General features: G+C 69.1%; 12 protein-coding genes and 2 pseudogenes. 3 read left to right on the top strand and 11 right to left on the bottom strand.

What is annotated here, in order from left to right:
• Positions 1–317 precede the first annotated feature (317 nt).
• On the top strand, positions 318–7,145 hold the full coding sequence (locus ACIPRD_RS13805; protein WP_401562859.1) for an RHS repeat-associated core domain-containing protein: 6,828 nt from the start codon (positions 318–320) through the stop codon (positions 7,143–7,145).
• On the top strand, positions 7,145–7,402 hold the full coding sequence (locus ACIPRD_RS13800; RefSeq protein ID WP_401562857.1) for a hypothetical protein: 258 nt from the start codon (positions 7,145–7,147) through the stop codon (positions 7,400–7,402). Before ACIPRD_RS13805 ends, ACIPRD_RS13800 begins: the two co-directional genes overlap by 1 nt.
• A gap of 87 nt (positions 7,403–7,489) precedes the next feature.
• Here the strand turns inward: ACIPRD_RS13800 and ACIPRD_RS13795 are convergent.
• From ACIPRD_RS13795 to ACIPRD_RS13775, 5 genes and pseudogenes are all read right to left on the bottom strand, one after another.
• Positions 7,490–8,789, bottom strand: a pseudogene (locus tag ACIPRD_RS13795) (tyrosine-type recombinase/integrase).
• Positions 8,789–8,999: pseudogene (locus ACIPRD_RS13790) on the bottom strand (helix-turn-helix domain-containing protein). The pseudogenes ACIPRD_RS13795 and ACIPRD_RS13790 overlap by 1 nt, the downstream one beginning before the upstream one ends.
• A complete protein-coding gene (locus ACIPRD_RS13785; RefSeq protein ID WP_401562855.1) occupies positions 8,999–10,429 on the bottom strand; it encodes a replication initiator in 1,431 nt (476 codons plus the stop codon). The pseudogene ACIPRD_RS13790 and the gene ACIPRD_RS13785 overlap by 1 nt, the downstream one beginning before the upstream one ends.
• Before the next feature lie 151 nt (positions 10,430–10,580).
• On the bottom strand, positions 10,581–11,333 hold the full coding sequence (locus ACIPRD_RS13780) for a DUF2637 domain-containing protein (RefSeq protein ID WP_401562853.1): 753 nt from the start codon (positions 11,331–11,333) through the stop codon (positions 10,581–10,583).
• A gap of 37 nt (positions 11,334–11,370) precedes the next feature.
• Entirely contained in the window at positions 11,371–11,601 is a 231-nt protein-coding gene (locus ACIPRD_RS13775) for a helix-turn-helix domain-containing protein (protein ID WP_401562852.1), read from the bottom strand.
• Between the two features lie 462 nt (positions 11,602–12,063).
• Between ACIPRD_RS13775 and ACIPRD_RS13770 the strand changes: the two genes are divergently transcribed.
• A complete protein-coding gene (locus ACIPRD_RS13770) occupies positions 12,064–12,366 on the top strand; it encodes a hypothetical protein (protein WP_401562850.1) in 303 nt (100 codons plus the stop codon).
• A gap of 161 nt (positions 12,367–12,527) precedes the next feature.
• Here the strand turns inward: ACIPRD_RS13770 and adh are convergent, their stop codons facing one another.
• The 6 genes from adh to ACIPRD_RS13740 form a co-directional block, all read right to left on the bottom strand.
• A complete protein-coding gene (gene adh / locus ACIPRD_RS13765) occupies positions 12,528–14,051 on the bottom strand; it encodes an aldehyde dehydrogenase (RefSeq protein ID WP_401562848.1) in 1,524 nt (507 codons plus the stop codon).
• A gap of 57 nt (positions 14,052–14,108) precedes the next feature.
• Complete coding sequence (locus ACIPRD_RS13760) at positions 14,109–15,443, bottom strand: GAF domain-containing protein (protein ID WP_401562846.1); 1,335 nt, start codon at positions 15,441–15,443, stop codon at positions 14,109–14,111.
• 78 nt (positions 15,444–15,521) lie between these two features.
• Positions 15,522–16,124, bottom strand: a complete 603-nt coding sequence (locus ACIPRD_RS13755; protein WP_401562844.1) for an N-acetylmuramoyl-L-alanine amidase — start codon at positions 16,122–16,124, stop codon at positions 15,522–15,524.
• Between the two features lie 67 nt (positions 16,125–16,191).
• The gene (locus ACIPRD_RS13750; protein ID WP_356401257.1) at positions 16,192–17,205 is read right to left on the bottom strand and encodes an acetamidase/formamidase family protein; all 1,014 of its coding nucleotides are present in this window, start codon (positions 17,203–17,205) and stop codon (positions 16,192–16,194) included.
• Positions 17,206–17,390: 185 nt separating this feature from the next.
• The gene (locus tag ACIPRD_RS13745; RefSeq protein ID WP_401562842.1) at positions 17,391–18,875 is read right to left on the bottom strand and encodes an APC family permease; all 1,485 of its coding nucleotides are present in this window, start codon (positions 18,873–18,875) and stop codon (positions 17,391–17,393) included.
• A gap of 424 nt (positions 18,876–19,299) precedes the next feature.
• Positions 19,300–20,511, bottom strand: coding sequence for an ROK family protein (locus ACIPRD_RS13740; RefSeq protein ID WP_401562840.1), 1,212 nt, complete (start codon positions 20,509–20,511; stop codon positions 19,300–19,302).
• Positions 20,512–20,609 lie beyond the last annotated feature (98 nt).

The raw sequence follows: 20,609 nt of genomic DNA, 5'->3' as shown, positions 1-20,609 counted from the left end.
GATCCGTGGTCCGGCCGACGACGACCGGGCTGCGGATCCGCCTGAACAGCGCACAGCTGCGCCGCTGGCCGACCGGGCCGCCCCGTGGCCGCGAACGGCTTATTCCGTACCGAACACGTCTTGGCGTCGGCCAATAGACGGACGGCCGGAGCCGGGGCGGACACCAGCGGCCCGGCGTCAGGGATTCCGTGCGTCGCTGTTCCGGCTACCTACCGCCCTCGGCCCGTCACGGGCTACAGATCACCACAAAGATGAGGGGAACCATTTTGAGAACGGTCAGATGGCCCCGGCGCAGAATCGCCGGGGTCCTATCGGCGGTGCTGGTCGGTGCCCTTTTGCAAGGGGCGGGTACGCCTCTTGCCCGGGCCGATGACATGCCGGGCGTCCCGGCATCGGAGAAGGCGCTCACCGGGCATGGCGTGAAGCCGTTGCCTCGTGGGACGGAGGACGAGCCGAAATTGCCGGCGAAGTCGCCCCGGCACGTCTGGCCGCGGAGCGGAACGGCGAAGGTCACGCTGACACCGGGGGCCAAGGCAGTGACCCGGCGTGCCGGCGAGCTGCCGGTGTTCCTGACGGCTCCTGCCGCGAACAAGAAGCAGAAGACGGCCAATGCGTCGTCGACCGCGCTCTCGGGCACGGCGACCGTCAAGGTGCTCGGCGAGACCGCCGCCAGGAAGGCGGGCATCGACGGACTGCTGTTCTCCGTTCGCCGCGCGCCCGATGCCGAAGGAATCAAGGTCGGCATCGGCGTCGACACCTCTGCGTTTTCGCAGAGCTACGGCGGCGCTTACGCGTCCCGCCTGAAGCTGGTGCGGTTGCCTGCCTGCGCCGCCACGACCCCCCGACTGGCGAAGTGCCGCACCGGCGAGACTCTCGACGCGCGCACCAGGGGAAATACGCTCACCGCCGCCACCACTCTCGGCACCACGCCGACCCTCCTTGCGGCGACCACTGCCGCCGACGGCGGTACCTCCAGTGACCACGGAGACTACTCCGCGAGCGATCTGCCGGCCTCTGCGACCTGGTCGACCAGTCTCAACTCGGGCAGCTTCTCGTGGTCGTACGACATGCCGGTACCGGGTGTGCCCGGCAAGCTCGCGCCCTCAGTGGGTCTGTCGTACTCTTCCGGGGGCATCGACGGGCGCACATCGGCGACCAACAACCAGTCGTCGTGGGCCGGTGACGGTTTCGCGCTGTGGCCCGGTTCGGTGGAACGCAGCTACAAGCCGTGCGCCGAGGACGACGTGAAGAACGCCGACGGCAAGAAGCCCGGCGACATGTGCTGGGCGTACGACAACGCCACGATCTCGTTCAACGGTCACGCGGGTGAGCTGATCCCGGACGGCACGGACAACTTCAAGATCAAGGGCGACGATGGCACCAAGGTCGAGCGGGTCTACGGTTCCACCACCGACGTCCGCTCCAACGGCGCCCGCGACGACGAGTACTGGAGGGTGACGACCACCGACGGCACCCGGTACTTCTTCGGATACAACCGTCTCCCCGGTTGGGCGTCGGGCAAGGACACCACCGACTCCACCTGGACGGTCCCGGTCTATGGCGACGACGACGGTGAGCCTTGCCACCAGGCGTCGTTCGAGGATTCCTGGTGCCGTCAAGCCTGGCGCTGGAACCTCGACTACGTCGTCGACGTGCACGGCAACGCGATGGCGTACTACTACAAGAAGGAATCCAACTACTACGCCCGCAACTTCAAGCCTGCCGACGAGACGGTCTACGACCGCGGCGGCTACGTCGACCACATCGACTACGGGCTGCGCAATGACACCGTCTACTCGCAGAAAGCCCTGGGAAGGGTCGACTTCGTGAACGCCGAGCGCTGCCTTCCTGAGGCCGGTGTGACGTGCGACCCGTCGACGATCGACGACAAGAAGTTCTACTGGTACGACACCCCGTGGGACCTGAACTGCAAGTCCGGCGAGGACTGCACCAAGTCAGCGTCGCCCAGTTTCTGGACCCGGAAGAAGCTCTCCTCGGTCACGACCAACGTGCTGAAGTCGGACGGCACCTACATGCCGATCGACACCTGGGCCCTGGGTTACCGCTGGGGGATGGCGGACATCGACTACCAACTGCTGCTGGACTCGATCCAGCACACCGGTAAGTCGGCCACCCCCGCGATCACGCTGCCGAAGGTCACCTTCGGCTACGACCAGCGGGCCAACCGCCTCGACATCCCCGGTGACGACACCGCCCCCTTCATCAAGGAGCGGCTGTCCACCATTGCCGACGAGGCCGGCGGCCGGATGGACGTCGCCTACTCCTCCTCGGCCTGCGACGCCGGCAACCTGCCGACCCCGCAGACCAACACCACCCGTTGCTACCCGGTCTACTTCACCAAGTCCGGGGATGCCGCCCCGACGCTGCAGTGGTTCAACAAGTACGTGGTCGAGGCGGTCACCCAGACCGACCGCACCAAGGCGTCCCCTGACCAGGTCACACGCTACGACTACCTGGACGGGGCGGCCTGGCACTACACTGACGACGACGGCCTGACCAAGGAGAAGTACAAGACCTGGTCGCAGTGGCGAGGCTACGCCCACGTTCGCGTGCGCACCGGAGGCCAGGACCCGGTCGGGATGAAGTCGCAGACCGACCACTGGTTCCTGCGGGGCATGGACGGAGACCGCAAGGGCACGTCCACCGACGACGGAACCAAGTCCGTGACGGTGTCCGACGACAGCGGCGGCACGATCACCGACCACGATTCCGCGGCCGGTTTCGAGTACAAGACCGAGCAGTACAGCGGCCCGGGAGGCCGGGTGCTGGAGAAGTCCGTCAGCACCCCCTGGCACTACGAGACGGCCAAGCGGGTGCGCTCCTGGGGCACCACCACCGCCAACCTGACCGGGACCGGCTCGACGCGCACCTGGACCTCACTGGACGATGGCGCCGGTGAGAAGTGGCAGACGACGTCCGAGTCCAGCACCTTCGAGAACACCGCGGGCCGAGTTGTGCAGAGCGATGATCTCGGTGATACCTCCACGGCCATCGACGACCAGTGCACCCGCACCACCTACATCGACAACACCACCGCGTGGATCCTGACCAAGCCGTCCCGGGTAGAGACCGTCGCGGTCAAGTGCGACACCACACCGGACCGCAAGGTCGACATCATCACCGACATCCGTACGGCGTACGACGGCCAGGGGTACAACGCGGCCCCCACCAAGGGAGACCCCACCAGACTGGCCGCGCTGAAATCCCACAACGGCACCACGGCGACGTACCTGGAGTCCGGCGCCACCTACGACACCGCTTACGGGCGCCAGCTGACCAGCACCGACATCACGGGCACCGTAACCGCCACCGAGAGCACCGCGCCAGCGCGCACGGATCGGAACGACGGCCGGACCACCACCACGGTCTACACGCCCACGACCGGCTTTCCGACCACGATGAAGGTCGCCAGCCCACCTGCTACGGCGGGCAGCAGCACCACCGCGCAGAACGCGACCACCACTTACGACACCACCCGCGGGCTGCCGACAAAGGTGCTCGACACCAACAACAAGCAGACCGACACCACCTATGACGCGTTGGGCCGCAAGCTCAAGATCTGGCTGCCCGACCGTTCCAAGGCCAGCGACACCCCGAACTACGAGTTCGCCTACACCATCACCGACGGCAAACCTGTCGCGGTCACCTCGAAGACACTGAAGAACGACGGTTCCCAGCGCGCCTCGTACGTGCTGTACGACGGATTCTTGCGAGCCCGGCAGACCCAAGAACCCGGCCCCGACGGCGGACGGCTGGTAAGCGACACCTTCTACGACGAGCGCGGCCTCAAGGCGAAGGAGTTCGCTCCGTACTACAACGTCGCGGCCCCCTCCACCGAACTGCTCAAGCTCGACGACGCTCTGGCGGTGGAGACCCAGACCTGGAACACCTACGACGGCATGGGCCGCGTCGTGAAGTCCCAGCAGGTCGCCGGCAACGGCGACGGCGGAAAGGTACTGGCCACCACCAGCACCAGCTACGACGGCGATCGCACGTCTGTCACCCCGCCGGCGGGCGGCACGGCCACCACCACGATCACCGATGCCAGGGGCCGCATCACCGACCTGCTGCAGTACAAGGGAGCCAAGCCCACCGGCGCGGCGGACACCACACACTACGATTACGACCCGGTGGACCGGATCACCGCGGTGACGGACCCAGTCGGCAACCAGTGGACCTACACCTACGACCAACGCGGCAACTCGAAGAAGGTCCACGATCCTGACAAGGGCGACACCACCTACGTCTACGACGACCGCAACCAGCTGATCTCCACTACCGACGACCGGACCCCGAAGCAGACGATCACCCACGTCTACGACGACCTCGGCCGTGAGCTGGAGGTCCATGACGGCGACGCTACTGGTCCGCTGCTCACCAAGCGCGTCTGGGACCCGTCCGGCGCCGAGGGGCAGCCGGCTTCGGTGACGCGTTACATCGGCGGCGCGAGCGGCAGCGCCTACACCACGACCTTCAACATCTACGACACCCTCTACCGGGTCAACCGGAGCACCACCAGCATCCCGGCGACGACAGAGAACGGCGCGCTGGCTGGCTCCTACCAGTCGAACGTCAAATACAACACTGACGGCACTGTGCAGTCGAGCAGCTACCCGGCCGCCGGCAGCCTTGCTGCGGAGGTGCTCACGCCGACCTATGACGACGTGATGCGACCGGTCACGCTGACCGGCACCGGCGGTGTCAACTACACCACCAACACCTCCTACAGCTACACGGGCAAGCCGCTGCAGTTCACCTACCAGAACGGCGCCAAGAAGGCTCAGGTCACCAACACCTACCAGTGGGGCACCCAGCGCCTGGACAACTCACGTGTGGACCGCGAGGGCGTGCCTGGCATCGACAAGTCGTCCACCTACGGGTACGACGACGCCGGCAACGTCACCTCCATCAGCGACGTCTCACGCGACGGTACCGACAACCAGTGCTTCCAGTACGACTATCTCACCCGCCTCACCGAAGCCTGGGCGCAGGGCGCCACGGGCTGCTCCGCGCCCCCCAGCGGCCCGCTGCTCGGAGGCCCGGCGCCGTACTGGACGTCCTACACCTACGACGCCACCGGTAACCGGCACACCGAGACCTTGCACGACTCGACGGGCAACGCGGCCAAAGACGTCACGCGCGAGTACGCTTACCCCGACGCCAAGGCCACACGACCGCACGGGCTTCTCACCGTCACCACCACCACCCCTAACGCCACCGCCGTCGACTCCTACACCTACGACGGGGTCGGCAACACCCAGACCCGCACCATCGGCGGCGACAAGCAGGTCCTCGACTGGGACGCCGAGAATTACCTGGCGAAGGTTACCCAGGGCTCCAAGAGCACGTCGTACGTGTACGACGCCGACGGAAACCGTCTGATCCGGCGCACCGACAGCGAGACCACCCTCTACCTCGGCTCCACGGAGATCACCCTCGCCAAGAGCTCCGGCAGCACTCCCAAGGCCACCCGCTACTACGACCTCGGTGGCGGCAACCAGGCCATCCGCACCGACGACGGCAAGCTCTCCTTCCTTCTCGGCGACCACCACGGCACTTCCGAACTGGCCGTGAACGCGGCCGACCTGTCGATGCAGCAGCGTCGCTCCACTCCGTTCGGAGCGCCGCGCGGCAAGGCTCCGACCTCGTGGCCCGGCCAGCAGGGCTTCGTCGGCGGAACTCAGGACGCCGCGACGGGCCTCACTCACCTCGGCGCCCGCGAGTACGACCCGGATACCGGCCGCTTCCTCAGCGTCGACCCGGTCATGAACACGGCCGATCCGCAGCAGATGAACGGCTACAGCTACACCGAGAATAACCCGGTCACTTTCAGCGACCCCACCGGCCGCACCAAGTGCGACGTCAACCCGGAACTCTGCGGAAGGAAGGACAACACCAACCCCTGCAAGGCATCCTGCATCAAGAAGAACAAGGAAAAGGGCGACAGGGTAAACCGGGAAACCCAGCAGTATTTCGCGAAGCAGCGGAAGAAAGAGGCCAAGAAGGTCTACGACTACTTCTTCACTGCAGACCAGTGCACCTACAACCCCTACGTGGGTTCCTACACTCCGCTAGCCCTGAGTTGCTTCACCCAAGCGGAGATGGATGCCAGTAGGGAACTCGACAAGCAGTTCCTCTCCGCGCTCGGTGACATGACCATCGTCGAGCCCGCATACCAGTGCATGGTCAACGATAATCGCGACAAGTGCGACGTCATCGGCGAAGTCATGTCCCAGCCCTACGCTTTGGGCGAGGTTCCGGTCGTTATCCGCGGGACATCGCGCATTTCCCGCATGATGCTCCGGCTCCAAAAGGCATTGTGCAGCTTCACGCCGACGACCAAGGTGCTCATGAAGAACGGGCACGCCAAGGCGATCGGAAAAATTGAGCCGGGTGACGAGGTCGAAGCTGCAGACCCCGGGACCGGCCGGCACAAGGGTCCCCGCAAGGTCACGGCGCGACTCGCTCACCGCGACGGCGATCTAGTCAACCTGAGCGTCCGAGACGCCGAGGGGCGAAGCGGGATCATTCACGCCACGGCTAACCATCCGTTCTGGGATGATACCGCCCGCGCGTGGATCAGGGCCGATGCTTTGGTATGGGGTCACTCCCTGGCCTCTGGCAACGGCGACCGGGTCATCGTTGCCGGAGTGTCGGCCGTGCCCGGCGCGGCCGACATGTACAACCTCACCGTCGAGCAACTGCACACGTACTATGTACTGGCCGGAAATACGCCGGTTCTTGTACACAACGCGTGTGGTGGCCTGGGTGGTTTCAAGGTCGGCATGACGTCAGATGAAATCTCGGCAATAAACCAGGGCTATGGTGGGGAGCGACTGCTTAACGGTTCCCCCGAGAACGCTCTAATCAACGCGGATCGGTACGGTAGTTTCTGGGAGAAGTCGGCCGTGATGATTAGGGACATTGCCGGCAGCCACATGTTTGATAACGGAAATAAGCGCACTGCTGTGGCAGTTGTGCAGGAGTTGATGGACCGCAATAACATCATGAGTGGGCCATCAAACGATCAGCTGTGGAGCGTAGTCGGCAGAGTTGCGGACTCGCGGGAAGCTGGCCATACCAAGGACGTTGGCGAGATCGCGAAGATGTTGCGAGGGTACTAATGAGTGACTATGGGATCAACATCGAGCGGTTCATGGAGCAGCTGGGAAGCGTTGGCGTAACCATGATCCTCAAGGTGGACCACGAGAGGATGGCGGGCGGTGGAAAGCCTTGGACGATAGTTATGTCCGGCCCGGGGATGGGAGAGAAGGGGAGCATTCACACCGACTCCCACAGTCTCGAGGATTGCCTGGAATATGGAATTAGCGAGCTGCGCTCGCGGCCAGGCGGCTGGGAGTGGCTCGACGAGCTTTCCTGAGCGCTGAGAGAAAACATGAAGAAGGCCCGCCGGAATCGGATCCGGCGGGCCTTCTGGCCGTCTTGACGGCAGTAGTTGACGGCAACGTTAGCGGACGGGTGCTGCACAAAGCGGTGGCTCGTCGCCGTCGCCGGGGCCGGTGGAGGGCTTGCCGAGGGTACGGCCGAGGAGGTCGACCGCGTCGCGCTGGAGGCGAAGGCGGACGTGAGCGTAGACGGTGGCGGTTACGCCGATGTAGGCATGGCCGAGGAGTTCCTTGATGACGACGAGTTCGACGCCCTGTTCCAGGAGGAGGGTCGCGGTCGAGTGCCTCAGGTCGTGGAAGCGGATCTGTCGGAGGTCTGCGCGGCGGAGGAGTGCGTTGAAGTGTCGGGTGAGGGTGGCGGGTTCGATCGGGTGGCCGTCGGGCCGAGCGAAGACGTGGCCGCTGTCCACCCAGCCCGCGCCGGCCTCTTCCTTCTCCCGGGCCTGCTGCTTGCGGTGGGCGCGGAGTGAGAGCAGACAGGGGGGCCGGGAGGGCGATGCGGCGTTCGGAGCTGACTGTCTTGATGGGGAGAGTGGTCAAGCCGCCGCTGCGGGTGCGCTGGAGGGTGCGGCGGATGCTGGCGGTGCCGCTGCCGTGGTCGAGGTCTTCCCAGCGCAGGCCGAGGAGTTCGCCATTGCGGAGTGCGGTGCGGAGGGCGAGTTCGAACAGCGCGTGGAGGCGGTGGCCCTGGGCGGCGATGAGGAGGGCGCGGCCCTCGGCGGCGGTGAGGGGTTCGAACCGGCGGGGCCGAGGTGTGCCGGTGCGGACGTTGCGGGCGACGTTGCGCGGGATCTCTTCTTCCCGGACGGCGTGCTCCAGGGCGGACTTGAGGACGGAGTGGATGTAGGCGAGGGTCAGCGGGGAGAGCCGCTTGCCGCAGCACATGGCGGTCGCGCAGCAGCGGGGCTGGTTCCGGGCGGTGTCGAGGCCGCGGGCGCAGCACTGGCAGGTGGTGCGGAGCTGGTTGAGCCAGGTGCGCACGTCCTTGGCGGTGAGCTTGGCGAGCTTCTTCTTGCCGAGGCCGGGGATGAGGTAGCGGTTCATGCAGGCGGTGTAGCGGGTGTGGGTGTTCTCGCGGAGCTGGTGGATGGCAACGTTCTCCAGCCAGTACGTCAGATAGGCGGCGACGCTGCCCTGTGCGGTGGGGACGGGGACGCCGCGGTTGCTGACGGCGATCTTCTCGGTGAGCTTGGCGAGGGCTTCCTTGCGGGTGATTCCGTAGACGCGGACGCGCTTGCGGGTGTCGCCGGGGGCCAGGACGTAGCCGGCAGCTTCCCATCGGCCGTCCTTGCGCTGGTAGACGGTGCCGTCGCCGTTGGCGCGGACTCGGCGGGATGCAGGGGTGTCGCGGGGTGTGGTCATCAGGCGGCGTCCTGTTCGAGTCGGGTGCGAATGAAGTCGGTGAGGGCGTGGGTGGGGATGCGGCGGGCGCGGCCGAGGGTGATGGAGGCGAGCTGCCGGGTGCGGAGCAGGTCGTAGACGGCGGAGCGGCCGAGCTGGAGGCGGGCCATGACCTTGGGGGACCGTCAGCAGGTCTTCGCCCCTGCTCGGAACCGTGAGCAACGGGGCCATCAGCAGCCGCCCTCTGCGGTGAACTGCCGTTCCAGTTCTCTGCGGTGCCAGACGGCGGCGGCGAGGAGTTGCGCGCCGGGGCTGTAGCCCGAGCCGTGGTAGGCCCAGTGGCCGATGACGAGGGTTGTGCTCGGGTCGAGCTTGGGCAGGCCGGCGTGTGTGTGGGCCTGTTCGGTGCGCCAGGCGCGGCGGTCGTCGCGGAGCGCGCCGAGGGTGACGGAGTAGCAGCGGGACTTGGTGGAGAAGTGGCCCCGGAAGCCGAGCATGTGTGCCCATTTCCAGAGCTTGAGCGCTTCGAACTCCGGTCGTTTGCCCAGTTCCCAGCAGGTGCGGATCATCTGCCGCACGTGGCGTTCGACGGCGAGGCGGGGCAGCGGCCGGGCCTGTCCGGTGCCGGAACACGTGGTGCAGGTGACCGGGGTTCCGTGTGCGGCCAGGGTCATGCCGCGTCCCTGGCAGGGGCGGCAGAACAGGGCGCGGTCGAGAGCGCCGGAGGAGTCGGCGGACTTGGTGGCGTACTTGGCCACGTAGGCGGCGACCGCGTGATCGGTCAGTTCGGCGTCGGTGCCGAAGGCGGCGATCTCGCGCACGTCGAGCTGTTCGCCCCAGACGAGTTCGTGTTCCCCGACCGCGTCCGAGACGACGCTGATCGAGACGCGGGCGGCGGCGGCCCGGATGGCGTCGGCGAGCATGGTGACAGTGGCGGCCGGGGGCGGGGGCTGGGTGCTGCCGTCCGGTCCGTCGAGGCGGATCACGGCGTGGAAGTGGACCAGGCCGCGCTTCTGGTACTCGGCGACCTTGGCGAAGGACACCCGCAGCACGGCGCGGGCGGCCTTCTGGGTCAGGCCGAGCCGGACGGCGATCTCGCGGCGCAGGTAGGTGGTGAAGCGGGCCCACAAGGCCCCGGCGTGAGCGTTGAAGAGGACCGCGCCCGCGTAGTCATACGTTGCCGGGTCCAGCGGCGTGCTCAGCAGCGCGTCTGTGGGTTCGTGACGGGTGCCGCAGCGGCAGGGCCGGGTGTCGGGACGGTTGTGGACGGGGCCGAAGGAGGGGGCGGTGAGGGTGGCGAAGACGCGGGGGTGGGTGCGGACGGTGTTAGGGACGGTCTTGCCGCCGGAGAGGCCGGCGCGGATGAGGTGGTAGGTGTCGGCGGCGTAGAGGCGGGAGCAGGCCGGGCAGCGGGAGGCGCGGCGGTTGCCGCACGCGGTCAGCAGGCTGCCCGTGGGCTCGGTGTCGGTGGTGTAGGAGCGCAGGACTTCACCGGTCGTGGTGTCGAGGGTGGTGGTGCGGCCGGTGAGGCGGACGGGTTCGGTGCAGCCGCCGAGGTGTTCGATCTGCTGTTGTGCGCGGTCGAAGTCGGGGTGGTTGACGAGGTGGAGCAGGTCCCGTACGGCGGGGCTTGCCACGTGGTGCAGGTCCAGGGTGACCATTCGGGGCGTGTCCCTTCTGTTCGGGTGGGCGGCCCCGAGCAGCAACCGGCCAGACGTGGAGGCGTGTTGGTGCTGCTCGGGGCATGACGAACCAGGCCCAGGGGCGGGTGTGGGGTTCAGTGAGGGGGATGCGGCCAGTGCGGGCCGGCGCTCAGAGCTGAGCGAGAGCGGCGGTGGCCACCGACAGGGCGACGCCCATGCGCGTGCCCAGATGGGCGGCGGTGATCGGGGTTCCGTGCTCGGCGCGGTGGGTGTCCGCGATGCGCCGGGCCGCGTCCAGCAGCGCAGCGGGCAGGGCCGGGCCGGAGGCGGGCCGGGCCGCCTTGGCGACGATGACTGGCTGAGTGACGGCCGGAGTCGGAGCGGGCTCCAGCACCTCGATTAGGGAGGCGGCGATGTCCGGGGCGGGCGTAGGGAGTGCCGATTCGAGTGACGGTGCGGTGTCGGGATCCGCCTCGGTGGCAAGGGCGGCGGCGGTGGCCTCCAGGTGCGGGGTGGGGCGGGTGAGAGTGTGGAACTGGGCGAGGAAGACGGGGCCGACGTGGCCCCAGCCGAGCAGCAGGAGCGGCGCGACGGTGTCCAGACAGGCGCGGCCGTAGCGTCCGGTCAGCAGGGGTTCGGCGGTGTTCAGGGCGAGGGTGAGCAGCCCGCACAGGTGCAGCAGCCGGGTACCGGCCCGCAACTCGACCTCGGTTACGCCGCTCAGGGCCAGGAACCGCAGGGCGACCAGGAGCCCGACGACGGACAGGTCCACCATGGGGGCGATCAGCGGCGCGATCGGGTGCGGAACACCGAGCCGCAGGGCGAGCGCCCAGACGTTGCCGAAGGAGAAGACGAAGGCCAGGGCCGCGATAACCGCCATGACCACGGTCACGATGCGCCGGGTGTACCGTTCCTCCGCCATGCGCGGAACTTCCTCGCAAGGCGTGGAGTCAGGGCGTTCAGGGCTTAGACAGGGAGACGGCCGGACCGTCCAGCCCGTCGTCGCCAGGGTTCGTACGGCCGGTGGTGTCGAGGAGGGCGGTCAGGGCGTGGGCGGGGATGCGGCGGGCGCGGCCGAAGGTGATCGAGGCGAGCCGCCGGGTGTGGACGAGGCCGTAGACGGTGGGGCGGCTGATCTTCAGGAGGGCCATGACCTCGGGGACGGTGAGCAGTTCGGCGTCGGCGGTCACGCGATTGCCCTCGTCTGGACGGTAGTGGTCAGCGGGCCGATGGAGTGACCGGCCCGGTCACCGGAGCCTCGCGCATGCCGGGGCGGCTCGGCTGCTCGGTCCCGACTGTCGGCGGCGGTTGCAGAGCAGCGCGGGCGCGGCCTCACCTTGAGGCGTTCTTCGGCTGTATGTACTACGCGGTCATGCGACCAGCGGAGGTCATTCACCTTCGCCTCGAACAGTGCCACCTGCCCGAGGCGGGTGGGGGATGCTCAACCTGTCGGGCGGCGTCGTCACCGCGGGAAAGGAGTGGACCGACGACGGCGCTGTGCACGAGGTGCACTCGCTCAAGCGGCGCGTGCGGCTACCGCGACTCGGCCTGTGCCCATCCCGCCGCAGTTCGTGCGTATCCTCCGTGGTCACATCGAACGGTTCGGCGTGGCACCGGACGGCCGACTGTTCCGAAACCAGGCTGGCAACTATGTGGACCCTGCCGCATACGGCACCACGTGGGCTCGGGCGCGGGAGCGCGTCCTGACCCGGACGGAGCGCGCCTCCGGTCTGGCCAAGCGGCCCTACGACCTCCGGCATGCCGGGATCTCGTTCTGGCTGTACTCCGGTGTGGACCCGGCCGAATGTGCTCGCCGCGCGGGCCAGAGCATCGAAGTCCTCTTCCGCCACTACGCCAAGTTTCTGGACGGCGTCCGGGAGCAGGCCAACCGTCTCATCGAGGAGTCCATGCAGGAGTGGGATCGCGTCAGCCAGGGCGCGGCCCCCACGGGGTGAGCCGGGATCTGGACCGGAAATAGACCGGAAGAGCTGGTCAGGAGCGGGATGGCCGTGGGATGAACTGGGAGTTACAGCACAATCCAGTCCTTGCCCTGAGTGGGGCGAGCGAAAGGCGCCTGACGGGTAAAGGCCCAGGTCAGACGCCTTTTCTCGTGTGTCTAGAAGAACCCGAGCTTCTTCGGCGAGTACGACACCAGCAGGTTCTTCGTCTGCTGGTAGTGCTCCAGCATCATCTTGTGTGTCTCCCGGCCGATGCCCGACTGCTTGTAGCCGCCGAACGCCGCGTGGGCCGGGTAGGCGTGGTAGCAGTTGGTCCAGACGCGGCCCGCCTGGATGGAACGCCCGGCCCGGTAGGCGGTGTTGATGTCACGGGTCCACACGCCGGCACCGAGACCGTACAGCGTGTCGTTGGCCATCTTGATGGCGTCGTCGAAATCGCCGAACGACGTCACCGAGACGACCGGGCCGAAGATCTCCTCCTGGAAGATCCGCATGCGGTTGTCGCCCTCGAAGATGGTCGGCTGGACGTAGTAGCCGCCCTTCAGTTCACCGTCGTACTCGACGCGCTCCCCACCGGTGAGGACCTTCGCGCCCTCCTGCCGGCCGATGTCCAGATAGGAGAGGATCTTCTCCAGCTGGTCGTTGGAGGCCTGGGCGCCGATCATCGTGTCGGTGTCGAGCGGGTGTCCCGGCTTGATCTGCCGGGTGCGGGCCACGGCCGCCTCCATGAAGTCGGCGTAGTGGCCGCGCTGGACGAGCGCCCGGGACGGACAGGTGCACACCTCGCCCTGGTTGAGCGCGAACATCGTGAAGCCCTCGAGGGCCTTGTCGCGGAAGTCGTCGTCGTGCGCCCACACGTCGTCGAAGAAGATGTTCGGCGACTTGCCGCCCAGTTCCAGCGTGACCGGCTTGATGTTCTCCGAGGCGTACTGCATGATCAGCCGCCCGGTCGTGGTCTCCCCGGTGAACGCCACCTTCGCCACCCGAGGGCTGGAGGCCAGCGGCTTGCCCGCTTCCACGCCGAAGCCGTTCACGATGTTCACCACACCCGCCGGCAGCAGGTCGGAGATCAGGCTCATCCAGTAGTGGATGGACGCCGGAGTCTGCTCGGCGGGCTTGATGACGACCGCGTTGCCCGCGGCGAGCGCCGGAGCGAGCTTCCACGTCGCCATCAGGATCGGGAAGTTCCAGGGGATGATTTGCGCGACGACCCCGAGCGGCTCGTGGAAGTGGTACGCCACGGTGTCGTCGTCGATCTCGCCCAGCGATCCCTCCTGCGCGCGGATCGCGCCCGCGAAGTAACGGAAGTGGTCGATGGCCAGCGGGATGTCGGCCGCCAGGGTCTCGCGTACCGGCTTGCCGTTCTCCCAGCTCTCCGCCACCGCGAGCCGTTCGAGGTTCGCCTCCATGCGGTCGGCGATCTTCAGCAGGATGTCCGAGCGCTCGGTCACCGACGTACGGCCCCACCCGGGTGCGGCCGCGTGCGCCGCGTCCAGGGCCCGCTCGACGTCCTCCGCGGTTCCGCGCGCGATCTCCGTGAACGGCTGTCCGTTGACCGGTGACGGATTCTCGAAGTACTGCCCCCGGACCGGCGGCACGTACTCACCGCCGATGAAGTGGTCGTAACGCGCCTGGTAGGAGACGATCGCGCCGTCGCTGCCGGGCGCCGTGTAACGGGTCATGCTGATCTGCCTCCCGGTGAAGCCGCCGCCCGCCGTCGGGCTGCGTTCGGCGCGAGGCTAGAGGGGGAAACGTTGCGGGTACGTTGCACCGCCGGCCGGAACAGGCCGGCGGCCCGCCACGCTCCGGTGTCCCGGCTCCGCGGGTGCGGCCAGTTCGGCCTCCAGCGCCGCGAGCCGCGCCCGCACGGGTGCCGTCGCCCGTACGGCCGCGAGCGCCCGCCACACCTCCAGGTCGGCCTCGCCCCATGGTGCGTGCGCCCAGTCCGCCAGCAGGTCCGGATCGCCGTGAGCGATCAGCGCACCGCGCAGCCCGTCCGCGAGCCGCCGCCTGAGCCGTACGATCGCGGGGGCCTGTGATCCCGGCAGCAGCGGCCCCTCGTACGCCTCCGCCGCCGCCGTGAGCGCCCCCGCCCCGAGCCGCCGCTCCACCACGGCGGCGTCGGACTCGACCGCCACCGTCAGACGGTACGGCCGTGACTCCAGCACCCCCGGCCCCAGGAGGCGCCGCAGCCGGGACAGTTCGGCCCGCAGCGTCACCGGGGTCACCGTCTCGTCCTCGTACAGGGCGCACAGCAGCTCGTCCCCGGTCATGCCTTCGGGATGACGGGCCAGAAGGACGACGATCTCGCTGTGCCGCCGGCTCAGCCGGATCCGCCGGCCGTCGTCCGCACGCAGCTCCGCCTCGTCACGGCCCAGCGCGTACAGCAGGTGCGCCGCCCCGGCCTCGGCCGGCGGGGCGAGCAGAGCCAGCTGCGACTCGGCCGCCCGGGCCACGGCCTGCACGAACCCCAGGCTGTGCGGGTGCGCCAGGCCGTCCCCGCCGGTGATGTCCACCGCGCCGAGGACCCGGCCGGTGCGCGGATCGTGGACCGGCGCGGCCGCGCAGGTCCACGGCTGGACCCGACGGATGAAGTGCTCCGCGGCGAACACCTGCACCGGCCGGTCCACCGCCACCGCCGTGCCGGGCGCGTTGGTGCCCATTGCGGCCTCCGACCAGCACGCCCCCGGAACGAAGTTCATCCGGTCCGCCCGGCGCCGGGTCGTCGGATGCCCCTCGACCCACAGCAGCCTGCCGTGCGCGTCGCACACCGCCAGCAGATGCTCCCCGTCGGCGGCGAACGTGCCCATCAGCTCCCGGAACAAAGGCATCACCCGGGCCAGCGGATGCTCGGCACGGTACGTGCCGAGGGTGTCCTCGGACAGCTCCACGCACGCGCTGCCTTCGGGCCCCACTCCGGCACGCGCGCTGCGCCGCCACGACTCCGCCACCACCGACCGTACCGGCCGCGGCACCGTACCGGCGGTGGTGAACAACTCGTGCGCCCGGCGCAGCACCCGGGTCCGCTCGGCGGGGTCGGCCCCCGGCTCCAGGGCAACCCACGGATCGGTCAACTCGGCCTCCCCGGAAGTGAAACGACGTTCCCCATCGTCACGCGCCGTGTTCGCCGGGACAACCGCTTCGACGTCCGCCTAGGCGAAATTGACCATTCTGATGTAGCGGACCCAGTCCCAGCCCGGACCCGGGTCGGTGTGGTCGGTGCCCGGTACCTGGGAGTGGCCGAGGATGTGCGCCCGGTCCTTGGGGATGCCGTACCGGTTGCAGACCGAGGCCGTCAGTTTCGCGGACTGCTCGTACAGCGCGTTCGTGAGATAGGCGGGCTGGTCCACCCAGCCCTCGTGCTCGATGCCGACACTGCGTGTGTTGTAACCCCAGTTGCCCGCGTGCCAGGCGACGTCGGCCTCTCTGACGCACTGGGCGATGTGGCCGTCCGCCGAACGGACCAGGTAGTGCGCGGACACCTGCTTCTGCGGGTTCTGGAAGATGGCCAGGGTGTTGGCGTACGTCTCCTGCGTGATGTGGATGATCACACGATCGACGGCGTACGTGGAGGGCCGGCTCGACGCGGTGTAGTTGCCGGTGCTCGCCGGACGCCACTCGGCGGTGGGGAAGTCGACGGCGGCCTGCGCGCCGGCCCGGGCTTCGGGGAGCAGTGCGTAGGGGACGGCGGAGAGGGCCGCGCCCTTCAGGAGCCTTCGCCTGCTGAGGCGCTGTCGATCCCGGTTGTCGTCCATCGGCGGGTGCCTTTCGAGGAGTGGGGGAGCAGGGGCGTGATCTGACCCGGGGTCTGCTGAAGCGGGATCAGAGGCCGAGTGTCCGGGCCGTCTCCCGCAGCCGTGCGTGCACGCCGCGGTAGGTGCTTCGTGCGGGCAGCCATTCCTTGCGGAGCTTCGCCACGCAGGTGTAGTTGGTGTCGCACACGTTGGCCAACGGTGATTCCACCGCCTGGGTTGCGAACTGGTACGCGTCCAGCGCACTGAATCCGTAGTCGCGCACCAGCCACTGCACCAGGTCGAGCTGCGAGATCCGGAACGCGTCCTCCAGCGGGCGCGCCGAGCCGGTCGAGATCAGATGCGTGTCCGACTCCAGACGGGGCCAGGGAGTCGCGACGTCCTTGAGGAGTTCGACGATCACCACGGTGTTCATCGCACACTCCACGGCCACCCCGCAGGTCTCGCCCTCCCCCTGCCGGGCGTGCCCGTCGCCGAGGCTGAGCAGCGCGCCCTCGACGTTGACCCCCAGATAGCAGGTCACACCGGCCCGCATCTCGGGCGTGTCCATGTTCCCGCCGTGCGCGTCCGGGACCAGCGCCGAGCGCACCTCCAGGTTGGCCGGGGCCACACCCACCGTGCCGTGCATGGGATCGAGCGGCAGTTCCACCTCGATGTCGCTGTCCCGCGCCCGGAACAGAGCCGTGCGCCTGTCGCGGTCCAACTGCCAGATCCACACCCGTTCGGGGAGGGGAGGCTGAAGCGTCGCCGTGGTGTGCGTCGACGTGAGGGCCCCGAAGAGCGGCACGGTGGTCGACGCCGCCCAGTCCCTGGCCGGTTCGACGGACACGAAGTGCACGGCCACCGTGTCACCGGGCTCGGCGCCCTCGATGTGGAAGGGACCCGTCTGCGGATTGAGGAAGGGGAACTCGCAGACCTCTGACACGAGGTCCTTCTCGGAACGCACCCGCCCGTTGAAGCAGTCCTCGGTGTACAGATCGAGGACCGTGCCCGGCTGGATCCGCGCCACCGCGGGCGCGCCGCCGAACGTCCACGCGTAGGCGTGCTGCTCCGGACGGACGGTCAGGATCCGGGGGTCGGTCATGGCGGTACCTGCCTTTCTGCTCGGGCGGGTCATCGGCCGGGGGCGGCGGAGGCCCGCGGCCGGCCGATGACCCGCGTGCCTTCGGTCCCTTACGAGACGTGGAGCCTGAGGCTTCCGGAGTGGACGCCCGGGGCTTCCGGACGGGCCGGCGGGCGGGACGCGCAGGACGGACAGACGTGCGTGACTCAGCGCGGCGCGGTTCCGGTCGGCTGCTCCTCGGCCGCACCGGCCTCGGCGACATGAACCCGCGCGGTGGCGGCTATTCGCTCCGGGTGACGCCGTAGCAGTACGAGCAGGACCACCACACCGGCCGCCATCCAGAGGCCGACGATCGGACCGGCGTACGACACGGGCGCGGTCAGCTCGGACACGAAGTCGAACACCGGCAGCCCCGCGGCTGTCAGGAGCGCCGGTACGAAGGCGGCGATGCCCAGCAGGGGAAGCAGCAGATGGCGGACGGGCTTCAGCCGCTCGCGACCGCCTCGCAGGAAGTAACCCACGCAGGCGAGGTCGACCACGATGTAGACACCCACGACCACCGTCACGATGACCGTGGCGAGCAGGAGGAAGGCGGTCACCGGGTCGTAGGCGAAGCCGAGTCCCAGAACGGCGCCGACGGCGACCACGGTCTGCAGCGCGATGCCCGCCACGGGGGAGCGGTGCCGGGGATGAAGGGCGGCGAGCAGGCCGGGCAGCACCCGGATGCGGGCGAGCGCGAAGGCGGTGCGGGTGGAGACGTTGGCACATGCGTTGGCGTTGGCGACCGTGGAGTTGATCACCGCGAGGAACACCAGTACCCAGAAGAGACCGAAGGAGGCACGGGCCACGCCCTCCCAGGACGCCGGACCCGACGCACCGAACTTCGCGAACCGGTCCGGGCCGACGTACACCGTCATGGCGTACGTCGTGAGGACGTAGAACACGCCGATGCCGAGAGCGGCTCCGAGGACCGCTCGGTGCATGGTCCGCCGGGGATCGCGCGTCTCCTCCGCCAGGGGCGCCGCCGCCTCGAAGCCGGCGAACGCCAGCACCGTGTACACGGACCCGGCGAACACCCCGCTGACCCCGGCGTATCCGTCCGCTGTGTGGGACGTGCCGAACACCGACAGCGTGTTGGCGTCGCCGGCCTTGCCGATGAGCCAGAGGGCGAACACCAGGAAGACGAGGATCTCGAAGATCCCGAGGACGGTGCCGAAGCGGGCCGAGGCCCGCACCCCCAGATAGCCGGCGACGGCGATCACGGCCGCGCCTGCCAGCGACCACGGCCACCACAGGTCCGCCGGGCAGGAGGACCATTCCTCGTGCAGCGTGCCCGCGGCCGTGAACCCGAGCTGCAGCAGCAGGAGCGGCGGGACGAGCATCTCGACGAAGACGTAGCCCCAGCCCACCAGGAAGCCGATCGCCGGGTGCAGTCCCCGTGCGGCGTAGACGGCCACCGAGCCCGCCGCGGGTAACTCACGCGCCAGCTCGGCGACACAGAACGCGGTGAACAGGCACGCCACCAGGGCGATCAGCACCGCGAGGGGCAGGCTGCCGCCCGCGAACGCGGCGCCCGCCGGGATCGACGCCGCCACCGCGGCGGCCGGAGCCATCGCCGTGACGCTCTGGAACAGGACCTCGCGCAGCCCGATGGCGTCACGCCGCAGTGTCCCGGTCGTCTCCACTTGCATGCGTCCCCCCGATACGTGTCAGCCCGCTGTCCCCTGTGTGTGCGCACTCGTTCGCCCCGCGAGCGCTCCGCCCCGTCCGGTCGGCGGCTGCGCCTCGCGTGATTCACGGTACGGCGCGGGGGAGTTGGGCAGAAGGGTGCGCGATGGATCCGTGGACAGCCGGCTGACTGTGGACAACTCGGCCACCTGATCGGGTGAGACAGGGACGGCCCACGCAGGCCGTGTCCGTTCGGTTGCCGGACTGTCGCCCGGGGCGGGGCGGGGCGGGGCGGGGCGGGGCGGCGCCGGGGCCGGGGCCTGGGGCCGGGCTGAGTCCTGGACGATGGCGACATCGATTGCACAGGCACCCCCGATTCGCCGCAGCCGGTGAACGTGCCCCGCCGTCGGCCGCCGCCCCCGCGCCGTGGGGGAGAGCCCCCGACTCTCAGGAGCGCCGCGCCGCCACCGATGCCGGATCGTCGAGCACGGCCCGGACCACGGCGTGGGCCGCGCCCAGCAGCGGTCCCTGCGGGCCCAGCCCGGACACCCTCACCGGGCAGGCCGGTCCCGCCGTACGCCCGCGCAGTTCTGCTTCGAGAGACGGCAGCAGCCACGGAGCAAGGCCCGCCAGCGCTCCGCCGAGGACGACCGCCTCGGGGTCGAGCAGGTTGACCGCTCCGGTCAGGGCGATGCCCAGCGCCGTACCGGCGTCGTGCAGGGCCGCGCGCACGGACTCGTCGCCCTTCTCGGCGCGCTCCGATAGCAGCCCGACCGCGTCCGCGTCCCGTCCGATGCCGGCCGCCCGGAGCACGGCCTCCTCACCGGCGTACTGCTCCAGGCAGCCGCGTCCGCCGCACGGGCACGCGGGCCCGTCGGGCCGGACGGGCACATGGCCCAGCTCGCCCGCGAATCCACGTGTTCCGGACAGCACCCGACCGTCCACCACGACCGCGGCGCCGATGCCGATCTCCGCCGACACGTGCAGGAAGTCGCGCGGGGTGCCGGCACCGAGCCACAGTTCGGCGAGGGCACCGAAATTGGCCTCGTTGCCCACGGTGGGCGGCAGGTCGCCGGGGAGCAGGGCGCCCAGGTCCGTGTCGTGCCAGTCGAGATTCGGCGCACGGACGACCGTGCGGCCGTCCCGGGCCACCAGACCGGGCACGGCCACCGCGAGCCCGGCGGCCCAGAGCCCTTCCCGCTCCGCCTCTGCCACGACCTGCCGCACCAGCGTCGCCAGTTCCCCGGTCACCGCGCCAGGGGCGCGCCCCCGGTTGGAGCCGTGCCGTACGGCCCGTGCGCGGACGGTGCCGCGCAGGTCGACGGCGCACACCGCGAGATGGTCGACCCCGATCTCCGCGCCGATGCCGGAGGGACCCCGCCCGCTCACGGCGAGCGCCGACCCGGGGCGCCCCACCCGGCCCGGCCGCTCGGGGCCCAGTTCCTCCACCAGGCCCCAGCGGACCAGGTCCTCCACGAGAGTCGAGACCGCCGCCCTGGTCAGGCCGATGTGCGAGGCGACCGCCGCTCTCGACAACGGACCTTCCTGGTTCACGGCATGCATGACTCGGGCCAGATTCCGGCGGCGCATGCCCTGCTGAGTGTCCGGCAGGGCGCTTCCTGTGCCGGTCGGGCCCCCCTCGTGCGGCGGTACGGTCATGCCTCCGTCAATCCTCGGTGTCGTCTGTGCGTGAACACAGGGGGCGGATCGTCCTCACGCGCCCCGCGGCGGGCGCAACGCCTCCGTCTTCGGCGGCG

Origin of the sequence: Streptomyces sp. NPDC090108 (assembly GCF_044747185.1) — a bacterium.
Classification (GTDB): Bacteria; Actinomycetota; Actinomycetes; order Streptomycetales; family Streptomycetaceae; genus Streptomyces.
Note: the sequence above shows the minus strand (reverse complement) of the source record. Positions and strands in the feature narration are given on the sequence as shown.